At 61.4% G+C, this 21,576-nt stretch carries 13 protein-coding genes; 7 read left to right on the forward strand and 6 right to left on the reverse strand.

Features of this window, described 5'->3' with window-relative positions; genetic code table 11:
- Positions 1–54 precede the first annotated feature (54 nt).
- The 3 genes from pepF to P9L99_08515 all read left to right on the forward strand — a co-directional run bounded on the left by pepF (position 55) and on the right by P9L99_08515 (position 5,087).
- The gene (gene pepF / locus P9L99_08505; GenBank protein MDP8223385.1) at positions 55–1,947 is read left to right on the forward strand and encodes an oligoendopeptidase F; all 1,893 of its coding nucleotides are present in this window, start codon (positions 55–57) and stop codon (positions 1,945–1,947) included.
- Positions 1,948–2,056: 109 nt separating this feature from the next.
- Positions 2,057–3,985, forward strand: a complete 1,929-nt coding sequence (locus tag P9L99_08510) for a cache domain-containing protein (GenBank protein MDP8223386.1) — start codon at positions 2,057–2,059, stop codon at positions 3,983–3,985.
- Positions 3,986–4,061: 76 nt separating this feature from the next.
- On the forward strand, positions 4,062–5,087 hold the full coding sequence (locus P9L99_08515) for a 2-hydroxyacid dehydrogenase (GenBank protein MDP8223387.1): 1,026 nt from the start codon (positions 4,062–4,064) through the stop codon (positions 5,085–5,087).
- Between the two features lie 10 nt (positions 5,088–5,097).
- Here the strand turns inward: P9L99_08515 and P9L99_08520 are convergent, their stop codons facing one another.
- From P9L99_08520 to P9L99_08540, 5 genes are all read right to left on the reverse strand, one after another.
- Positions 5,098–7,197: a prolyl oligopeptidase family serine peptidase gene (locus P9L99_08520; protein ID MDP8223388.1), complete on the reverse strand. Its 2,100-nt coding sequence runs from the start codon at positions 7,195–7,197 to the stop codon at positions 5,098–5,100.
- Between the two features lie 54 nt (positions 7,198–7,251).
- A complete protein-coding gene (gene guaD / locus P9L99_08525; GenBank protein ID MDP8223389.1) occupies positions 7,252–8,547 on the reverse strand; it encodes a guanine deaminase in 1,296 nt (431 codons plus the stop codon).
- A 1-nt stretch (position 8,548) separates the two neighbouring features.
- A complete protein-coding gene (locus P9L99_08530) occupies positions 8,549–9,901 on the reverse strand; it encodes a TldD/PmbA family protein (protein MDP8223390.1) in 1,353 nt (450 codons plus the stop codon).
- The gene (locus tag P9L99_08535; GenBank protein MDP8223391.1) at positions 9,898–11,346 is read right to left on the reverse strand and encodes a TldD/PmbA family protein; all 1,449 of its coding nucleotides are present in this window, start codon (positions 11,344–11,346) and stop codon (positions 9,898–9,900) included. The genes P9L99_08530 and P9L99_08535 overlap by 4 nt, the downstream gene beginning before the upstream one ends.
- A gap of 126 nt (positions 11,347–11,472) precedes the next feature.
- Positions 11,473–14,178, reverse strand: a complete 2,706-nt coding sequence (locus tag P9L99_08540; GenBank protein ID MDP8223392.1) for a CehA/McbA family metallohydrolase — start codon at positions 14,176–14,178, stop codon at positions 11,473–11,475.
- Positions 14,179–14,606: 428 nt separating this feature from the next.
- Between P9L99_08540 and P9L99_08545 the strand changes: the two genes are divergently transcribed.
- On the forward strand, positions 14,607–15,566 hold the full coding sequence (locus P9L99_08545) for a hypothetical protein (protein ID MDP8223393.1): 960 nt from the start codon (positions 14,607–14,609) through the stop codon (positions 15,564–15,566).
- Positions 15,567–15,783: 217 nt separating this feature from the next.
- On the opposite strand, the gene P9L99_08550 is transcribed toward P9L99_08545, so the two are convergent.
- Positions 15,784–16,944, reverse strand: coding sequence for an alpha/beta fold hydrolase (locus tag P9L99_08550; GenBank protein MDP8223394.1), 1,161 nt, complete (start codon positions 16,942–16,944; stop codon positions 15,784–15,786).
- Between the two features lie 168 nt (positions 16,945–17,112).
- Here P9L99_08550 and P9L99_08555 point away from each other — a divergent pair, with 168 nt between their 5' ends.
- Genes P9L99_08555 through P9L99_08565 form a run of 3 tightly spaced genes read left to right on the forward strand, consistent with a single transcriptional unit; the run spans position 17,113 to position 21,566 of the window.
- Positions 17,113–17,934, forward strand: coding sequence for a tetratricopeptide repeat protein (locus P9L99_08555; GenBank protein MDP8223395.1), 822 nt, complete (start codon positions 17,113–17,115; stop codon positions 17,932–17,934).
- A 14-nt stretch (positions 17,935–17,948) separates the two neighbouring features.
- A complete protein-coding gene (locus tag P9L99_08560; protein MDP8223396.1) occupies positions 17,949–20,684 on the forward strand; it encodes an MMPL family transporter in 2,736 nt (911 codons plus the stop codon).
- A gap of 39 nt (positions 20,685–20,723) precedes the next feature.
- Positions 20,724–21,566, forward strand: coding sequence for a PhnD/SsuA/transferrin family substrate-binding protein (locus tag P9L99_08565; GenBank protein ID MDP8223397.1), 843 nt, complete (start codon positions 20,724–20,726; stop codon positions 21,564–21,566).
- Positions 21,567–21,576: the final 10 nt, after the last annotated feature.

Genomic DNA, 21,576 nt, shown 5'->3' on the forward strand with positions numbered 1-21,576 from the left:
TAATCTGCGGCGCTTGATTGTTTTTTGAACAACATGAGGAAAGGGAACGCGACGATGACTCGTCTATACAAGGTACGCTTCACGGCGTTTGTGCTCGTTGTTCTGTTGGTTTTCGCGGCGGTTTCCGTCGCCAAAGAGCGCACGGGAATCCCCGACGAATTCAAGTGGGACGTCACCGCGCTTTTCCCTTCATTAGACGCTTTCCAACAGGAAAAAGACGCGTTTGCGCAGGATATTAAGTCCCTTGGCGCCTACCAAGGCAAACTGCACCGTCCGGCCAAACGCCTGGGCGAAGCGCTCGACCTTTACTACAGCCTCGAACTGCGCATGCGCCACATGGAATCTTACACCTCGCGTCTGGCCGACCAAGACGCGCAGGTCGCCCAAAACAAGGCTCTGCAATCGCAGATCAGCTCGCTGCGCGCCCGGTTCGAGGAAGCCGCGTCCTTCATCGATCCTGAAATCGTCGCGATGGGCGAGCGGAAAATCGAACGCCTCATTCGCCGGCGGCCGGAACTCGAAAACTACGCGTTTCCCTTGCGTGAAAAACTCCGCAAGCAAAAGCACATTCTCTCGCCCGAAGAAGAACGCATCCTGGCCGCCGCGGGCGACGTCGCCGACGCCGGTTACTACACGTACAACATATTCGCCAACGCCGATTTGCCCTTCCCGACCGTCACCCTGGCCGACGGTTCGCAGATCAAGCTGACGTACTCCAACTTCAACAAAGTGCGCCGCGGCCTGGATCCCGGCGATCGCAAAATGGCCTTCGAAACCATTTTCGGCCTCTATGGCCAATTCAAGCGCACCATCGCCGAAATGCTCCAATCGCAACTAAAATCCTACCGCTTTTTCGCCAAGATGCGCGGCTACGATTCCAGCCTCGAAATGTCGATGGACGACGACCACATCCCGACGGCGATCTACCACAGCCTGATCGAGGCCGCGCACCGCAATCTGCCGACCTTCCATCGTTACCTGAAACTCAAAGCCAAGGCCCTCGGCAAGGAAAAGCTGCACTACTACGACATGTACTTACCCTTCACCGAGGACGTCACCATCGACGTCACCTGGGAGCGCGCCGAATCGCTGCTGCTCGAAGCCCTGCAACCCTTGGGCGACGAGTATATCAACACCGTGCGCTCCGCCTTCCGCAACGGCTGGATCGACGTCTACCCCAACGACGGCAAAGACTCCGGCGCCTACGCCAGCGGTTGGGCGTACGGCACCCACCCCTACATCCTGATGAACTATACCGGCTCGTATCAAGAAGCCCTCACCCTGGCGCACGAAATGGGCCACGCGATGCATTCCAATTATTCCAATGCCGCGCAGCCCTTCCCGACTTCGTACTACTCGACCTTTACCGCCGAAGTGGCTTCGACCTTCAACGAGAATCTGCTCAACGACCTGATGCTCACCCGCGTGAAGAACGAGGATGAACGCCTCTACCTGCTCGGCAACTTCCTCGACGGCACGATCAAGGGCACCTTCTTCCGGCAAATTCAATTCGCGGAATTCGAGTTGATGATGCACGAAGCAATCGCCAAAGGAGAGGCGCTGACCGGCGAAAAGCTGAACAAGATGTTCCTCGACCTAGCGCGCAAGTACTACGGTCACGACGAGGGTATCGTGGAAGTGCCCGAGATCGTGGGCGCCGAATGGTCCGTCGTGCCGCACTTCTACTACAACTTCTACGTCTACCAGTACGCCACGAGCGTCGCTGCGGCCAGCGTGTTGTCGCAAAAGGTGATCGCCAAAGAACCGGGCGCGCTCGAAGCGTATTATGACAACCTGCTGAAAGCCGGCGGCTCGGATCACCCGGTCAACCTGCTCCAACGCGCCGGCGCCGATATGACCAAGCCGGCCGCGTACGACGCCCTCATGGAGCGGGCCAATCGCTACATGGACGCCCTGGAGGAAATACTGGCCGCCCGCGGTAACTGAATCGGCGGTCCTTCGCGCGCCCGTCTGAATTTTAGTCCGCGAACTGATAATCCGGGTTGGCGTGCTTATTTTTTCTTTGACCGAACAACCAAAGGAAAAATCTGTAGCCATGTCTATTCGCACGGCCCTCGTTTCCGCTTTTGCTACGATCGCCGCTGTCGTTCTGCTTGTCGTCGCGTTACTCGGTATCAGCGGCATTAATCAGAGTGTCCTTCGTGAGGCGCAGATACGCACAAACCACAACCTCTTCCTGTTGGAATCACAATACAACCAACGGCTGCGGCTCCTGGCCGAACAGGTGCAAAATCACGCCAAAGATCTCTATCGCGCCGAGAAAGACCGTCAGGATTTCCTATTCGCGCTAAAACGCGAAATGAATCTGACGGTGCTCAATGTCTGCAGCACCGACGGCCGCCCCCTTCTGGGCGCCTATCCCCAAAGCGACGCCCTGGTGCCCATCGCAAACGATCCGGTAATCCGCCGCGCACTGACCGGCCGCCTCGCTTTCGGTACCGTCCTACTGGATCCTACACGCCTCTTCCTGGAAGGCGGCGCCGCGTTGCAGAACGCGATGGTCGTGTCCAACGGCGATGACGCCCCCCTCACCGATGCCCTATTTCGCTGGGTCGCGGTGCCTTTGTTTGATGACGCCGGGCACTTGTCGGCCATCGTTTACGGCGGACGCGCCACGAACCTTGATTTCGATTTGGTCGACGACCTGCGCGACGTGCTGTTCGGAAAAGGCCAATTCGACGGTAAGCCCCTGGGAACCGTCACATTCTTTCTGCGAGACCGCCGGGTCGCCACCAACGTGATCCGCGAAAACCGTCGTCGCGCCGTGGGTACCTACGTGTCCGGCGAAGTCCGGCAACACGTCCTCGAAGGCGGTGAACCCTGGTACGACCGCGCCTGGGTCGTCGATGCTTGGTACCTCAGCGGATACCGCCCGCTCGAAGATCCCGACGGTCGCATCATCGGGATGACCTACGTGGGCTTGCTCGAAGCCCAATACACCGCGCTTCGCAACAAGCTGCTGTGGCGCTTCTTAGGTCCGCTCGCCCTGTTGTTCGGGCTCGCTACGGCACTGAGTCTTGTGTTCGTGCGGCGCATCACCCGCCCGTTGCGCGAACTCGGCGACGAAACAGCATCCATTGCCGCCGGCCGCTGGGACGAAAACATTGACGTTCGGCCCGGCTTTACCGAACTGTCGCAACTGGCCGACAGCATTCGCGCCATGAAGTCGGCCTTGGCCGAACATGACCACCGACTGAAAGAGCGGAACCGGCAGTTTGCCGAAGCGAACGAGAAACTGACGCGCACCAACCACAACTATATGCAGATGCTCGGTTTCGTCACCCACGAGTTGCGCTCGCCCCTGACGGCAAACCAAGGGTTGATCGACGTGATGATGCAGGGCCTGACTGGTGAAGTGCCCGACAAGGTTCGCGAACTCTTGGTGCGCATCAAACGCAATTCCGAAGAGTTGCTCGACATGGTCAAAAACTACCTCGACCTGTCGCGGGTCGAGCGCGGCGAATTCGAGGCGAAGCGCGAAAATATCGATGTGTGCGCCGAAGTCGTACAGCCGGCGGTGGACATGGCCGGGCCGTTATTCGCCTCGCGCAACATCACACTGACGACGTCGTGCCCGGAAAAACAAACGGCCTACGCCGACGCCGAATTGTTGCGCATCGCCTTGACCAACTACCTCACCAACGCCGCGAAATACGGTCGTGAGGGCGCCACGGCCCACCTTAATGTCGACGCCGACGAGGAAAAGCTGAGTGTGTCGGTATGGAATGAAGGCGAGGGCTTCACGCAGGAGCAGCACTCCGAACTGTTCGGAAAATTCAACCGGCTTCGAAACGCCAACACGCGCGGTAAACGCGGCAGCGGCCTCGGCCTTTTCCTGACCCGTCAAATCCTATCCTTGCACGAGGGCGATGTTTGGGCGGAATCGGAGCCCGGAAAATGGGCGCGTTTCGGCTTCTCGATACCCCTACGCGCGGCCGCCTCCCCTCCGCCCTCGAAGCGATAGCCTCCTGACAAAGACCCGCCGCGTTCTTACATTCCCTTTTGTGCAAGGGTGCAAGAAAATAAAAGGGGGATAGGGTTTGATAAAAGTCGCTTTCTACGGAACCAAAGCCTACGACAAACAATTCTTTGAGCAACACGCCGACGAGCGCCTGGCGTTTCATTTTCATGATTTCAATCTTAACGAAATCACCGCCCCCCTCGCTGAGGGTTGCGACGCCGTGTGCCTATTCGTCAACGATCACGCCGACCGCTCGACGCTGCGGATCCTCGTGGATATGAACGTCGGGCTTGTCGCCTTGCGCTGCGCCGGTTTCAACAACGTCGACCTCGAAGCCGCGCGTGAACTGCGGCTGCCCGTCGTGCGCGTTCCCGGGTATTCGCCCCACGCCATCGCCGAGTACACCCTCGGCCTGTTGTTGACGCTGAACCGAAAAATTCATCGCGCCTACAACCGCGTCCGCGATCAGAACTTCTCCCTTGAGGGTATGGTGGGCAGCGAAATTCACCGTAAAACTATCGGCGTGATCGGCACCGGGCGAATCGGTAAGCTCGTGGCGCAAGTGTTTCGCGGTCTGCAGACCGATGTCCTTGCGTATGACACCCACCCGGACGAGGAATGGGCGGCGTCGCACGGCGTCACGTATTTGCCCCTGGAACAACTGTTGGGGCGCGCCGACGTCGTCACGTTGCATGCACCTTTGATGCTTGAAACGTATCATACGATCAACGCGTTCACGATTTCCAAGATGAAACCCGGCGCGTATCTGATCAATACGAGCCGTGGCGCACTGGTCGATACGCACGCGCTCATCGAGGCCCTGAAATCCGGACACCTCGGCGGCGTCGCGCTGGACGTTTACGAAGAAGAGGACGGCGTGTTTTTCAGCGACTTGTCACAAGAGATTTTGCCCGACGACGACCTGTCGCGCTTGCTCGGTTTCCCCAACGTGCTCGTCACTTCGCACCAAGCGTTCCTGACCCGCGAAGCCCTTCACGCCATCGCCGCCACCACGGTGCGGAATTTGCTTTGCCTCGAAACCGGTGAACCCTTCCCCACCGAAAACGTGCTGTGCTGCGATACCGATTCGCGCTCCGCCCCGTGACCCGGCCGCCCTACCGTGCCGCGGCAGGGTCACCGATTTGGTCGAGCAGAAAATAGTACGTGTCCGCCGTTTTTTTCATCACGTCCGACCAGTTCATCCCCTGGCCGTGTCCCGCCTGCCGCTGCAACTCGAATAAGATCGGTCCGCGTGAGGGCCCCGCGGCCTGCAACGCCGCCGCGAATTTTGCCGAGTGCAGCCAATGCACGCGCGTGTCCGACTCTGCCGTGTGGATGAAAGACGCCGGATACCGCACGCCCGGCAGCACCTGGTGATAGGGTGAATAGGCCCACAGATAGCCGGTCTGCTCCGGCACGTCGGCGCTGCCGTACTCGGGAATCCACAACTGCGCCGGCGGGAATTTGTGGTAGCGCACCATGTCGTAAAGCCCGACCTGGCCGACCGCCGCCGCGAACAAGTGCGGCACGCCGGTGATCATTGCGCCGACCAGCAAGCCGCCGTTCGACCCGCCGCGAATCGCCAATTTCTCCGGGCGCGTGTAATCCTCCCGAATCAAGTACCGCATGGCGTACTCGAAATCCTTGAAGACCTGGAACTTCTTCTCTTCCATGCCCGCCTTGTGCCACGCTTCGCCTTTTTCTCCACCGCCGCGAATCGCCGCCAGCGCGTACACGCCGCCCCGTTCGATCCAAAACAAATTCGTCCGCGAAAAACTCGGCCCCATGCTGATGCTGAAGCCACCGTATCCATACAGCACCGTCGGGTTGCCGCCGTCGCGTACCATGTCCTTGCGATACACGAGGAACATCGGCACTTTCGTGCCGTCGTAGGATGGATACTCCACGTACTCGACGGTGAAGTCCTCCGGATTGAACGCGCCGCCCGCCGAGGTCTTGATCATCGGTTCGGCCTTCATCGAGCGCGCCGGTTCGATGACGAACAGGCTTTGCGGATACAAAAAGGAGGAATACTCGATCACGATTCGCTCGCTGCCCGGCTCGCCGCTCATCCCGCTCACGGAGCCCGGCGCCGGGAGTTCGATTTCGCCAAGCTCGTGTCCCGCCAGATCAAACAGCCGCAAGTGTGACACGGCCGTTTCCAGATACAACGCCACGAGCCGGTCCTTGCCGACGCGCTCGACGCCTTTGAGCGGCACGTCACGCTCCGGCAGGATGTCGCGCCAGTTTTCAGGCGACGGATCGTCGATGTCCGCTTCCACAAAGCGCATATTCGGCGCGTCCAGCGTCGTGTACAGCCACACCTTGTCGCCCACGACAGCCGCCGGCCACACCTCGGCGTCCAAGTTTTCCGCCACGGTAATGACGCGGTTCGTCGCGATATCCACCAAGTAACTGTCGCTGGTCGTCACGCCGGTGCCGACGCTCATCATCAAGTAGCGGCCGTCGCGGTCCACGCCGACACTCGGCCAGTCGGTTTTCTTCCGCCCGCGGCCGAACACGTACGTCGCCGCGTCCGCTTTCTCGCCCAAGCGATGGAAATACACGTGACGATCGTACTGCGCGCCGCCGGGGTAGGTTGTGAAGTAAAAGCCGCTGTCGTCGGGCAACCAGCCGATCGACGCGTGGCGCGTGTCGGGCAACGTGTCCGGCAACCGCTTGCCCGTCGCTACATCGACCACGTACAACGTGCTGTTCTCGTCGCCGCCCTTCGACAAACCGTAGGCGACAAAGCCCCCCGTCTTCGATGGGCGAAACCAGTCCAGCGCCGTCTTACCGCTGGCGTCGACGCTTTCCGGATCGACCAGCAGCCGGTCGCCGCCGTTCTCCCGCACGAAAAGCTTTCGTTGCTCTTGGCCGGGTTCAAGCTTGAGGTAGAAAACCTTGCCGCCCGCCATGAACGGGTCGCCCACGAAGCCGATGGCGAACAACTCGGCGATCCGCTCCGCCACGCCGTCCACTTTAACTTTTTCCAAGTACGCCCGCGTGCGCGCGTTTTGCGCCTCCACCCATGCCTCGGCCTGCGCGGCGTTTTCCAGGTCGCGATACGGATCGGCCACGAGATACCCGTTGATCTCCTCCGCTGTCGAACCGCGCGGCGCCGGCACTTCCGGCAAACGCATTCCGTGCGTCGCACAACCGGCGACGAACAAGAGCACCAACAACACCAAGCCAAAACGATTCACCAAACGCATTGCGCCTCTCCTTGCGGGTCAAAAGGTCGATTGCTTCTTCAACTTGAATCCGACTCAGGCTTCGAGCGACGGGTAAACGCGCCTACCTTGTACGAACGTGGCCCGCACCGCCGTAGCGCGGAACCGCAACAAAATCGCATACAGCAGCGAGGCCGCATCCATTTCCGGTGTCCATTCGGCCATCGGCAGGCATTCCCGCGGATCGAACACCACGAAATCCGCCTGCTTGCCCGGCCGGAAATCGCCGATCTCATCGGCCAACCCCATCGCCTCGGCGCCACCGCGAGTCAGGAGATAAAACGCCAGTTCCGGCGTCACCACACGATGCGAATGCCCCAGCACCTTCCGCGCGATCTGGCCCGATATCGCCGACTCGGCCACTTCGGTGAGCGCCGGGTCCGACCCCGCGCCGATATCCGAACCCAAGCCGACCGCGACGCCGCGCGACATCGGCGCCGCCAAATCCAGAATGCCGCTCTCAAGCAAGATGTTCGACACTGGGCAGTGCGCCAGGCCGGTGCCCGTGGCGGCCATCACGTCCCAATCTTTCTCGTCGAGATAAATTCCGTGGCCCAAAATCGTGCGCGGCCCCAAAAGCCCCGCCCGGTCGTAAATATCCAGATAGCTGCGCGCCTCCGGGAACAACTCCGCCGCGCGCGCCACCTCGGCCTTGTTTTCCGCAACGTGCGTCGCGACGTGGCACTTGTACTCAGCGGCCATGGCGCCGGCCTCGCGCAGCAGTTCGGCCGAACACGTCAGCGCAAATCGCGGCGTGAACGCGTACCGCAGCCGACCCTTTGCCTGCCCGTGCCACATCTCGCACAAGCGCTGCGAGGCCGCCAGCGAAGCCGCCGTGTTTTCCTGCAGCGCGGGCGGGCTGTGCTGGTCCATCATGACCTTGCCGATCACCCCGCGAATCCCTACCGATTCGGCCACCGCGAAAACGGCGTCGGTCGCGTCTTCGTTCACGGTGACATACAGCCCGACGGTCGTTGTTCCGGTGGCCAGCAGTCGGTGAAAAAAGTCCGGCGCCTCTCGTATCGCCACATCGGCACTGTATGCCGACTCCATGGGAAACACGACTTTGCTCAGCCACTCGAGCAGTGACGCGTGACGCACGTTGACCGCGCGCGCCTGGGCGACGTGGCAATGCGTGTCCACGAAACCGGGCATCACGAGGTAGTTGCTGAAATCGACGGTCTCGCACCCCTCGGGCAACGCGATTTCCTCCCGCGCGCCCGCCGCGAGTATCGTGCCGTCGTCGTCCACGAGCAGGCCGCCATCTTCCAACAACAACGCTCGTTCGGGCGTCGACGGATTCAACAACGTCCCTCGAAAAAATCGCGGCATCCTATTGCTCCTTCTGCACGCCGATAAAACGGAAGCGGTCGATTTGCGCCGCCGGTGTGAGGTACGCGCCGTATTCCCCCCACCACGCGGGCGTCGACCGCATCTGCCGTGACAACGCGCGGACATTGGCGAACGCTTCCATAAACGGTTGCTGGAAGCGCAAATTCCGCAGACCCGACGTCACCTTCCCGTTCTCGATCAAAAACGTGCCGTCGCGCGTCATGCCCGTCAGCACCGCGCGACGCGTGTCGATCATGCCGTTGACGTAATGAAACCGCGTCACCAGAATACCGCGCTCCACCGACGCGATCATCTCTTCCAGGTCGCTGTCACCGCCCGCCATCACCAAATTCATCGCCATCGCGCCCCACCCCGATTCGCCCGGCGGTACGGCATGGCCCGTGCTGACCCGGCCGGACCGCGCGCCGCTTCGCAAATCGGTCACGCCGCGCCCGCATACGCCGCGTTTGATGAAATCCACGCGCTGTTTGGGCATGCCTTCGAAATCGAAGGGTACGCCCAACGCCTGCGCGTTGAGCCCGTCATCGTAAATTGAAATTGCCTCGCCGGTGATGCTTTCACCCTCGCGACCGGCCAGAAAACTTGTGCCTTCCTCATTGGATCGCGCGCCGAAACCAATGACGTTCAACCATTCCAACGCCTCGGCGACAGCCGCCGGCTCCAAGATCACCTCATACTCGCCCGGTTCGATTTCCACGCGCTCCCGGCCCGCCCGGCACTTGGCCAACGCCCGTTTCGCCGCCGCCTCGCAGTCAATGTCCGCCATGTCCCGCGATACACCCGCCGCGTACCCGTACGCCGGGCCGTCGCCAACGATCGCCATCAGTTCCGCAACCGACAACGGGACGTAGGCGCGCAGTCCCGCCGTATTGGCCACGGCCAATTCGCCCGCGCCCGTGGCCAGCAGGCCCGACGCCACCGCTCCGGCCGCCTTCGCCACTTCACAAATCGTTTTGACCGACCGCGCCCGCGCGTCCGCCGAATACTCCGCCGTCGAATCCACGAAGGTCACCACCTCCCCGTACTCTTGCGGACCGGGCAACGGCGGCGAATCCTCCACCGGGGGGTTGGCCGCCGCCACGGCCTCGGCGCGGCGCAATGTGGCGACAAGCTCGCTCGGGGCGAGACTGTTGGTCACGGCGATTCCCTCGCGCTGATCAATCCGCGCGCGAATCGAAACGACCGTGTTTTCCGTATGCATATTCTGGTGCACGCGGTTCCCGGCAAAGCGCGTCAGTCCCGATGACTGTCCCTGGCACACGGCGACCGCTTCTCCCTTGGCCTCCGACAACGCCGCGTCCAACGCCGCGAAAATCGCTTCCCGCCCGATCATGACGCACCCCCCACCGTGACGCCGCGAAAGCGTGCGGCGCTGCAACCGTGCCCCACACGGGCGGTTTGCATCGGTTGCCCCTTGCCGCAATTCGGCACGCCGATGACCCGCCACTCCTGCTCGTTGCCCACCGCGTCGCAGCTTCCCCAAAAACGCGGCGTGATGCCCACGTACACGGGGTTGCGAAGCAGCTTGGTTCGTTTGCCGTTTTCGATCAGGTACGCGTACTCGCAACTGAAGCTGAAGTTCAACCGCAGATCGTCGATGCTCCAACTCTTGTTGACGTCCATCAGCAGGCCGCGCTTCGTGTCGGCGATGAGTTCTTCCAACGACGGACCGCGAGGATCCGGCGCCAGGTTGATGTTCGTCATGCGAATCAACGGCAGCCGCGACCATCCCGCCGCGCGCATCGTGCCGTTGGACGCCAACCCCAAAGCCGCCGCCGTCTCCCGCGACATTTGGTAGCCGACGAAGATGCCGTCGCGCACCAGATCGAAGCGCTGCGCCCGCACGCCTTCGTCGTCCCATCCGAAGCTGCCCAGGGCGCCGGGAATCGTCGCGTCGCCGTACAAGTTCACCTTCTCGCTGCCGTAACGCAGCGAGCCCAAACGGTCGGGCGTCATAAACGAGCCTCCCGCCAGGCTGATCTCCGTGCCCAGCGCGCGGTCCAACTCGGTCGGGTGTCCGCACGATTCATGAATTTGCAGCGCCAGTTGCGGCCCTGCGAGAATGATGTCGTACTCGCCCCGCGGGCACTCGGGCGCCGCTAGTAATTCGGCCGCCAGCGCGGCGGTCTGTCCTGCGTTGCCCGGTAGATTGAGTTCCTCGATCAACTCAAAACCGGCCGAGCCCCAACCGCCGCCGTGCGAATTTGGGTACGAAACCCGCTGCGTATCCCCGCCGCCCTGCGCGATGGCTTCGAGCGCCGCGCCACTGTGCAAAATATCCTGCTTGATCTCGGCGCCTTCCGTATCCACATAGACTTTGCGCTCGCGCATGAACTGCATGTGAGCCTTGCCGGAGCCGATGTCCGAATGCCTCTCCATTTCCCGGCAGGCCGAAACGAGAAGATCGATCTTCCTCTCGCGGGACACTTCTTCCGGATCGATCCGGCGCGGACTCGTGTACTCCCCGCGTTCGGCGAGCCGGTCGTCCAAGCGTGCGGGTTCGGTCGTCGTCAACGCGCTGGCCCGCGCGATGTCCACGGCGCGCTCGGCGCAGGCGGTCACCGCCGCTTCGGTAAGTTGGTTGGTCGAGGCAAAACCCCACGCACCCTTGGCCAGCACGCGAATCCCCAATCCTCGACTTTCGGATTCGCTCAGCGCTTCGACCCGCTCGCCGCGAACCATGATCCGTTGGTCGGTCGTGGTCACGGCTCGCGCATCCGCGTAGTCGATGTTTTTCTTCGCGAGCTGAGCAATCGCCAAGTCGGCCCATTTTTTCATGACATTCCTCCACCTGCTGGAACGCCGCCTACACCACGGACGGCACAAGGTCATGTTAGAAATAAACGCTTGCTGAAAAAACACAAGTGCGACGGGAACCCGAAGGCTCCCGCCGCGCTGATTTGCTTAGTTAGAGACAGGCAGGCCCGGCGGGTCGAATTCGCCGTTGCAGTCGGTGTCGACCCAAATCGGGTTCGTGATGCCGAAGACGCGCTCGGTGTTAACCGGGTGCAGCGTGGCGCTCGTATGCCCGGCCGCGATCACGAAGTACGAGTCCTGCGTGATGGCCAGGGTGATCGTGTCGTCGTAACGCACGACATCCGTGGAGGCCGGCAGCGCGACTTCCGCCGCCAGCGTGCCATGATTGGTGTACACGCGCAGGTAGTCGGTAGCCACCCACGGCGCGGCTTGCACGACGATCTCCAAATCCACCGTGCCGCCGTCGGCGCAGGTGTACAGCCCGCCAATGCTTTCATCGCCGATGAAAAAGTCGATCAACACGCCGTTGGACACTTGGTTTTGATGCGCCAAAATCGCCGCGACCATGTCGTCCGGATCGGCCGTGGTCGGGTCGTCGTCAGACATCGAAAACACATTCCGCGGATTGCCCAAGGTGTTGCTTGTCGTGTGAGAGTCGGAGTTTCCGGTCATCGTGTACGTGTATCCCTGATCCAGGAAACTGTACCAATCCGCGAGCGCTCCTTCGTCGTTGTTGCCCGAGTTGAACACTTCGATGGCGTCGAAGTTCTCGGTCCAGCGCCGTTCGTCCACCGAATCCACGCCCGCGGCCGGGTCGTAACCCACCCAATCGAACCAAGCGGTGCTTGCCCGTGGGTGATTGATCTGAACAACTTGCGCCCCGAACTCGTTGCGGGCGATATCGAAGATCTCGTCGAATTCGTGCCGTCCCGCCGAGCCGCCGTTTTCGTCGTATTCCACCAGACGAATCGAGTAGTAGTCGTTCGCCGCCGGATCCGCGACCAGCGGCCACGCGTTGGTGTGACCAAACACCGGGCTGATCTCGCAACCGACAACCGGCTGCAGCCACGCGTCGGCCCCGGTCGCCGCGGCAATCGGCCCGTAATTCGACAGCGTGTCGTGGTCGGTGATGACCGGCATTTCAATGCCCTCGGCCGCGAGTTCTTTTATCCGCGACGTCGCCAATGCCTGCGAATCAATCGAATACTGTGTGTGAATGTGAAAGTCTGCGGTCATGTACCCGGTGCTGTCCACAACCCGTTCGATGCTTTCTTCCAGCAAGACCGTCTCGCCCGCTTCGATCGTCACATTCGCCTTGGCGATGTCGTACTCGAAGCCGCGGGAGACCGTGACCGTATAATCGCCCGGCATGATTCGTTCGGTGCCCATACCGGTCACCATCCAAATTCGATGCGCGACTCCGGCGGTCGCCGGCGCGTTGTAACCCGTTTGGAACGAAAGCTTGGCCGCCACCGGATTGCCGCCGCCGTCGGTGATGTCGTAGGAGAAAATCCCGGCATCGCCGAGCACGATTTCCGCATCCGCCTTCTGCCCGCGCGACACGGTGACATCCAACGGGGCCGAGTCGGTGCGTCCCGGTCCGCTCGCCACCAGCGTGTAGTCGCCGGGTTCCACCTCCAGCGAAAACGCCCCGGTTTCGTCGGGCCAGATCAGGCTGACGTAGTTCTGCCCGGCGGGTCGGTCGTCGGTGACCATGACTTCAATCAGTTCGTAGTCATCGCTGCCCACCGGCAGGTTGATCTGGCCGGTCAACACGGCGGAATCGGTCACGCCGTCGTATTGGTTGATGATCGCGGGAAACATGTCGGTGTCGCCGTCGCCCACCAGGAACAAGCGCTCGTATGTGGCCTGGCCCATGGGCTCGATGTTAAGCACCGTGTCGATCAGCGGCACGATTTCACCATCCACGTACGGCGCCCAGAACCGGTGGTCCGGCGCGTTCGTGGCCAAGGCGTACGATACCGTTTGCCACATCCGGTTGACGCCGCCGATCCATCGCAGACCGGCAAGCAAATCGAAGTCGTCCATGTTGAAACCGGAGCGCGGACCAAACGGCCGCGTCTCATCGCCCCAGAAAGGCAGGTCGGCCATCAGCACATGCCGCGTCGTGTTGGATCGGTCGATCAAGGTCGTGCGAATCGTCAGGTAGTCCGCATCCGGCAACAGGATGTAATCGTTCACGACCGTCAGTTCGTAGTCCCACGTCGGCGCGATGCTGTCGACCAAATGAATGCCGCCGTCTTTCCCCGCGACGCGGATCATCGCCTCGCCATCGGCACCTGACTCAACGATTTGGACTTCCTTGGCCAGGAACCCACGCGCCAGGCCGATCATCTGCTCCAAGCCCCACAGGCCGTCGGCTCCCGCTTCTTCCGGCGGACGAGCGCGGTCGGCGTCGATCACGTTGCCCGCGTAGCCGGTCCAGCCAATGCCCGAGTGCTGCGGCGAACGGATAATGAATTCGACTTGGGAATTATAGATTTTGTAGTCGCCGATTTCGGCGCGCGCCCGCGGCCCGCCGATCAGTTCGTCCACGTCGGTAATCATGCCGGCCCGCACTTCGCCGGGTCCCAGCGGTGTGGACAAGTCATCCCAAGGCGCCACGGTGTCGTTGTCGTCATCGTCGTCACCCGGGGTGGTATCGTCGTCGTCGCCGGGTGTTGTGTCATCGTTATTGTCGTCGTTGTTATCGTCGTCGTCGTCGTCCGACGGGGTGTCGTTATCGTCGTTGTCATCGTCATCGTCATCGTCATCGCATGCCGCCACGGCCAAGAGCGATGCAGCCAGCATAACGATAATCAATAGCGGTAGGAGGGTTTTGAATCGATTCATTGATGAGACCTCTCGCGATAAACCGTCATCGAACCAAACCATGACGGTTCGTTATTAATTTTGCTCATGTATGTTAAGCGCCCGACCCCGAAAAGCAACGAAATGCCGCGCGATTTTCGACCACGACCCGCGTTTTCCATCCACCGCGCCGCGTCGAATATCCGCGGCACGTCAAACACGATTGCAGCGCTGAATTTCCCGCGCTCCGCTGGTTCCTATGCGCTGCCTGGGAACGGCAGCCGGAGCCCTTTTCCACTTTGATTTCAATATGTTGATAGCGTATCGTGCTCGGTTTCGGCCGGGTTGCGCGCGAATATCAAAAGCCATCTAAAAAAACATAAATAGCTGTAATGTAGCGGCTTTACCGTCTGCTCCTCCTTGTTGGCACGCGCCTTGCTCTATCTATCCAACGGAAAAGGAGCGAAACGATGAAAAACAGCATCTTGATCCTACTCGCCGCTTTCTCTCTCCTTCTATCGGCCTGCGGCGCCATCGAAGATTTGATCGAAGATTCAACACGCCGGACCATTTCCATCTCCCGCACGATTCACGACGACGCTGCCGAGCGCGATGTGAAATCCGTAGCAGTTGCGCAAGGTTTGGTGATTCCGCCCGGCGGTTTTCGCGCAGCCGGACCGGTCAGCGTGGACCGTCTTTCCGACAGCATCGAGGTATCGCGACTGGGCATCGGCGAAACGCGCTTTTTCCTGCGCGGCGTGCTGCGAAACGAAAGCGCGCAAACCACCGTCGTGACACTTGGCGCGGTGCCCAACGGCGATCCGGCGCAAGCGATCAATATCGGCACGATTACCCTCGCCCCCTATGAGAACCTGCGTTTGGAATCGGCGGCCGACCTGCCCGGCGCGGGTGAGATCATCCACCAAAACCTGACCGATTTGTTCAGTGTTTTGACCGACGAGTACCTGCTCGAAGCGGTAGTTTACCAAAGCGGAAATGCCCCGCTCATCGTGGAAAACCTCAAGTTCGCCGCCCTGCCGGTGTACTGGAAAACCAAGTCATTTGAAGACGATGGCATCAAAAGCTACAAGAAACACCTCGACGGAATCCACGATGCGATGCTGAAGGGATCGGTCACCAACAAGGGCGACAGCACCGCCGAAGTGCGCGTTTACATGTACGGCAGCGAAGAGTTCGACGCGGAAAAAAGCCTGATCGCGCAAGCCTATCTCGCGCCCGGTGAAACCATCTCCGGTTACGACATGACCCGCGACGGCGGCGAATCGGAAATCGAGAGCGTTTTCAAAGATTTGATCGACGGCGACGAAGTTTTCTACGACTTTGTGGTGGTCAGCAAGAACCCGGTTTCGGTGATTAGCAACGAACTGCGAGCCGAAATTCGCATCGATGTTGTAGCCAATATCTTCTAGCCCCCTGCGGCATAACCTCCTCTCGTCCATGGAGCCCGAGTTCCCCGGGCTCCTTTCTTTTGCCTGGAAAATTTGTGACCAGGACGCTAAAACGCGGCGCAGCGAACCTCGCATGTGTCCGCTCGGCCGCCGACCAACGACCGGATAGTGTCCGATTCGGCGGCAATTTACGTCCACACGACGCCTTTAAGAGCGCAACCTAAGCTGCCGGCAACCTCTATTTTTCCTGCCAGGTGATCAACTCCGCGTCGACCTCGGCCTGCATGCCGTCCCCGGCGTAGTCGCTTTTGAAGCGATCCCAGCCGCGCAGGCGATGGTTCAAAAAGGCCACGATGTACTTCTTGGCCAAGGCCTTGACCACCGTATGGTCGGCGGTGCCGACGTTGCAAGGATCCAGCGGCAGTTGGGGCACGAAATCGGTGTGGTCGGCACCGCGGAAAGTGGTTTCGACCGAGGGCGGCGGCGAGTTGCCGAAAAATTGCTGGTAGTTGTCCTCGACCGGCGCACAGGCCTGGCCGAACACTTCCCGGCCGCTTTCCGAGCCGCCCAGGTAGAGCGTGGGCACGATCAGATCGGGGGCCAGGTCGGGGTTCACGCGGGGAAATCGTTCGGGGTCCGGATTCGGGATCGGGCCGGCGCCGTCGACCGGGTCGATGCCCGCCACGGCGTCGATACCGTTGTCGTAGATCGCCGCCAGCGTCGAGAGCTTGCCGCCCAGCGAGTGGCCCACTGCCGCCACGCGGGCGCGGTCGAGCAGCCCAAAGAGTTGCGACTGGTCATCCTGTGTTTCGCAACAAAGGGTGTTGGCAATAAAGAGCAAGTCGAGGGCCGACTCGCGGTGGTTGATTTTAGCCAGCGCCAGCGCGCCGGAGTAGGGCAGATTCGGCGCAACGGCGACAAAGCCCCAGGTGGCGAGGCGTTCGGTGTATTCGCGCACCAGCAACTTGGTTCCGGAAAAGCCGTGAACGACCAAGACAATCGGGAACGGAGCGTCGTCCGCCGCGATGTTTTCACCGTCGCGCGAAGGGAAAAGGATTTCGGCGTCGATGTCACGATCCCGCGCCGCGTCGATGAATGTGCGCCGCACTTCCACGAAGGAATACGGTCCTTCCTGCGCGGCGGGGATGCCGGGGTCGCCGATCGGCAGGTCGCCGGGCGTCAAATTACAGCACGGCGTGTACGGATGATTCAGGCCGTCATCGGCGTCGTCGTCGTTGTTATCATCATCATTGTTGTCATCATCATTATCGTCGTCGTTGTCGTCGTCATCGCTCGCGGCGTCGTTGTCATCGTCGTCGTCCTGAACGCAGGCGGCAACGAGCGACAAGGTCAGTAAAACGACGAGCATCAACATGATCCAGAACCGTCGGTAATCCATGAATTCTCCGTTGCGTTACGGTCACTCCGATATACCTAACTGACGTAAGACCGCCGCGCCGCATTGGCAAGGCTTTTTCCGGCGAAAGAGCGCCGTATTGAATCACGACGGGCAATTCTGTACAGTCTCGCCACGATTTTCGGAGTCGAAAAGGAGATTCGCGCGCAGATGAAGCAACGCAGATTAGTCAAAACTTTGTGCGGAGCACTGGCTATCGGCATGATGTGCCTCGCGTTAACCGTCGCCGGTTGTCAGACGATGTTGCCGGCGCCCCAGGGCGTCCGTACGCTGCCCGACGATCCGTCGGAATTGATGCGAATTGCCGAAACCACCTTCGACCGACGCGGGCCGACCGAAGCGGTATGGACCAGCTACCAAGCAGCCTGCCGTGTCGCCGCCGCTGATCCGCAAAATGAAGCAGCGCAGTTTATGGTTGCGCGCGCGGCGAGTTGGCTGCTGGAATTCACCGACAACGATTTCCAGCGAAAAGACGTCGCCAAGGCCGGATACGAAGCGGCGCGATGCGCGTTGGAGCTGAGCGACAACAAGCGCGGCGCATACCATTTCCTGGCGGGCGCAAACCTGGGCTTTGCGCTGCGCGAAAGCTCGGCTCCGCACATGGGCGATGTCAAACACGTCCGTGATTACCTGCAAAGGGCGATTGAATTGGAGCCGGATTACAGCCGCGGCGCTGCGTTTCGAGCCCTTGGCATGTTGTTGCTTTATGCGCCAAGTTGGCCCATGAGCGTTGGTGATCCGGATGCCGCCATTGATATACTGCGGCAAGCGGTCCAGCGGTATCCGGACATGCCCGCCAATTGGGTGATGCTGGCCATCGCGTACTCGGAACTGGGCCGCAAGGCCGAAGCGCTGGCCGCGGCACGCGAGGCGAAAATGACGCTCGGCGCCGATGCCGGTCTATGGGGCGTGCCGGGGCACCGTTGGCAGAGTCGCATTGATTCTCTGCGCGCCAAGTTCAACGGCCCCTAAGGAGAACTGATCGGGTGAGAAACGCCCACCGCAAACCGTTGCGCGACAAGCTGTTCCTGGCCCTGGCCGGTTTGGCGATTCGCCATCGTCTTCGGGTTTTTGTGGCGGTCGGATTGGTCACGCTGTTGGCCGTGTCGGCTTTGCCGTTTCTGAAACTGCGCACTACCCGCCAGGGCATGCACCCGCCCGACCTACCCGAGCAAATTCGCTACGAACGCTTCTTGGAAGATTTCGGCACGGCGACGCAACTGGTCATTCTGCTCGAAGGCGACACCGACGCAGTCAAGGCGGCGGCCGATGCCGTGGCGGCCGAGCTTGGTCAGAACGGCGACTGGGTTCGCAACGTGTTCTACCGCGTCGACCTCGCGTACTTCGAGCGCATCGGCCCCTATTTCCTACCGCTGGATTCCCTGCAAACCGCCGACGCGTGGCTGGCCGGTCACGAAGCCGAACTGCGTGGCCTTCTCGCGTCTCCTTCAGCGGCGACGGCCTTGGCGCAATTGGCGCAACTGGGCGGCTCGGCGAAAATCGACTTCGCGCAAATCGAAAAGCAGTTGGCCGGCCTGCAACAAGGGCTCGACGGTTGGAAACGTTTCCTCACCGGGGAGGAAGAAAACGTCGCGTTATTCGGCCCGGAATCGTTCGAGGAACTCCTGCCGCCGGGTTCGGCCGAGATGCTTGCCGCCGAAGGTTACTTGCTCGGCAAGGATCGGCGCAGCGCGCTGCTTTTCGTTCAGCCGGCGAAGACGACCGACGACTGCGGGTTTATCTCGCCGTTCATGGCCTACAGCCGCGCGGCGACGGCCGCGGCGCTGAAGTCGCATCCCGGCGTTACGGCGGGCTTTACCGGTTGGCCGGTGGCGGTGGACGAGGAAGTGTCGATGATGAAGCGCGACCTGCTGGTCGTATCGCTTTTTTCGACACTGGTCATTTTACTGCTGCTGTACGTTTCGTTCCGGTCGCTGACCAAATCGGCGCTCGTGTTCGTGCCCTTGGTATTCGGCGTGTTGTGGAACACGGCGCTGATCTACCTGCTTGTCGGGTATCTCAGCTACTTCACGACGGTGTTCATCGGGCTGCTGTTCAGTTTGGGCACCGGCTACGGCATTATTTTCATGCGGCGTTTCCGCGAAGAATTAATCGAGGGCTACGACACCGAGCGGGCCATGGAGCGCACCTTTGTCGGCGCCGGACCCGGCATCGCAACTTCAGCCGTTACGACCATCGCCGCCTTCGTGGCGATTTCACTGTTCGATGTGCCGGCTTTCTCGCAAATGGGCATCGTTTCGGCCACCGGGATGTTGTGCCTGCTGGTAGCCACAATGCTCATCCTGCCGCCGCTGATGATGGTCTTCCGCGAGAAGATCAAGTCGCAGGCGCACATTCGCGTAGTCGGCGCGGGCGCGCTGGAATGGGCGTGGCGGCAAGTGGCGCGGGCGCCCCTGTTGTTTCTGCTGTGCGGCGCGGCGGTCATTCCGGCGGCGATTTTTCTCGTGCCGCGAGTCGGCTTCGACTACGACGTGAACCATCTCCTGCCCGCCGACAGCGAAACGCGGGTGGTCGCCGAGCGGCTCGAACAGGTGATGGGGCAGCAAACGCAGTTCATTGCCGTCACCGCCGACAATCTGGAACAAGTGCGGCGTCTCCAGGAAAAAATCGCCGCGTTGCCCACAGTGGCGAAAATCGAATCCGCGGCGTCGATGCTGCCGCCGAACCTCGAGGAAAAGCGCGCGGCGTTGCTGCGTCTCCACAAGCGCGTCGCCGCGTGGCCCGCACCGCAACCGCCTCCGACCCCCGACACCGAGGCATTGGCGGCGCAGCTTCGCGCGTTCGCCGCGGAACTGGCCGGTCACCAGGAAGCAGCCTTTGCCGAAGGACGGGGGAATCTCGTGACGGCGCTGGGCGAAACATCGGCGAGCCTGGAAGCGATTGCCGTCGCGTTGTCGGCCCCCGGCGCGGCGGATCGCGAACACCGGTTTGAGATGTCGCTGGTGGCGGCGTTCGACGATTTGCGGGGCCGCCTCGCCACCGCCGCGACGAGCGAGCCGTTGAGCTTGGCGTCGCTGCCCGAGGATCTGCGCTTGCGCTTCGTGGGCAGCTCGGGACGCCTGGCGCTCATGGTCTTTCCGAAAGAAGAAATTTGGGACCCGGATTTCCTGGCCCGCTTTGTCGATGAGGTCACCGGCGCGGCGCAAGAGGTGTTGGGCAAGAACGAGGGCGAGCAAAACACGGCCGGTTTCGCCGTCGTGTACCGGCAAACCTCCAAGCTGATTTGGAACGGCTTGCGACGCGCCCTGCTGTTGACGCTGGTGTTCGTCGCGCTGCTGCTCCTGATCGATTTTCGGCGACCGATGCCGGCGCTGCTCGCCGCGGTGCCGTTTGTGGTGAGCATGGGCGCGACCCTGAGCTTGCTCGCGCTGGCCGGGCGTTCGCTGAACATGGCCAGCCAGTTGGCGCTGCCGGTGCTCATTGGGATCGGCGTGGATTTCGGCGTGCACACCGTCCACCGCTGGCTCGAACCCGACGGCGTGGACCTCGCGAAAGTCGTGCGCACGATCGGCGGCGCGGTATGGCTGGCGGGCGCAACGAACATGACGGGATTCGGCGCTCTGTTGCTGGCGCGTTACGTCGGCCTGGCTCACTTCGGGGCGATTTTGTTCGTCGGCATTTTCCTCGCGTTCGGCGGCGCCCTACTGGGAATTCCCGCAGCCATTGCCGCCTTGCGTCTGGATCGTCGTTCCGCAAAATAGAGACAGCACAACTTCCTATCGATTTGCCAAGGAGCCGCCATGAAACCCAACGCACGGCGCCATGTCGTTTTTGCCGCAGGAATGTTGTTCGTCATGATCGCCGCGATCGCAGTGGCGGGTTCGCACCACCTGGCCGTCATTCGTCCCGGCGGGCCGCCCGCTACGGACCAAGCGCACGCCCAAGTGGCGGGTTTGATGCACGGGCTGGCCGCGACCGCGGGATGGCCCGCAGGTTCGGCGGATGCGCGGTACTTCAATACGACCGATGACGGCTACCGCTACGTGAAGTCGCAACGACCGGGTTTTGTGTTCACCACGCCCGGGTTCTACCTGGCCTACCGCGATGAATTGAAGCTGCAGCCTTTGACGCGGGCGGTGCTCCGCGAAGGCGACACGATTCAGTATTTCGTCGTCGCGAAAAAAGGTGGCGCAAGTTCGCTCGCCGACCTCAAGGGTAAAACTCTGGCCGGGGCGCACCTGGCGGAACCGGCGTTCGTCGAGCGCATCGTGCTGGGCGGGCAACTGAAGCTGGGCGACGACGTGCAGGCGAAGGTCACCAGTGGTTTCGCGGCGCTCAAGAATCTGCATGCCGGGACGGTGGACGCGGTTCTGCTGGATTCGAAGGAAAAACAGGCGCTGGCCGCGTTGCCCTTCGCGGGCGACTTGGTGGTGATCTTCACCTCGGCGACGATTCCCAACACGGGCATCATGGCGGTCGGCGGCAACGTGTCCGCGGCCGAGGCGGCGGCGCTACGGAAAGCGGCGGCGGATTTCTGCGGCAGCGCCGCGGGAAAAGCCGTGTGCGACACCTTCGGTATTGAGCGTTTCGTCCCGGCGGACGCCTCGGTGTACCAACGACTGGTCGATCAATACGGCCGGTGATCCGTATGAC

Origin of the sequence: Candidatus Lernaella stagnicola, from assembly GCA_030765525.1 — a bacterium.
GTDB classification, from domain to species: Bacteria; Lernaellota; Lernaellaia; order Lernaellales; family Lernaellaceae; genus Lernaella; species Lernaella stagnicola.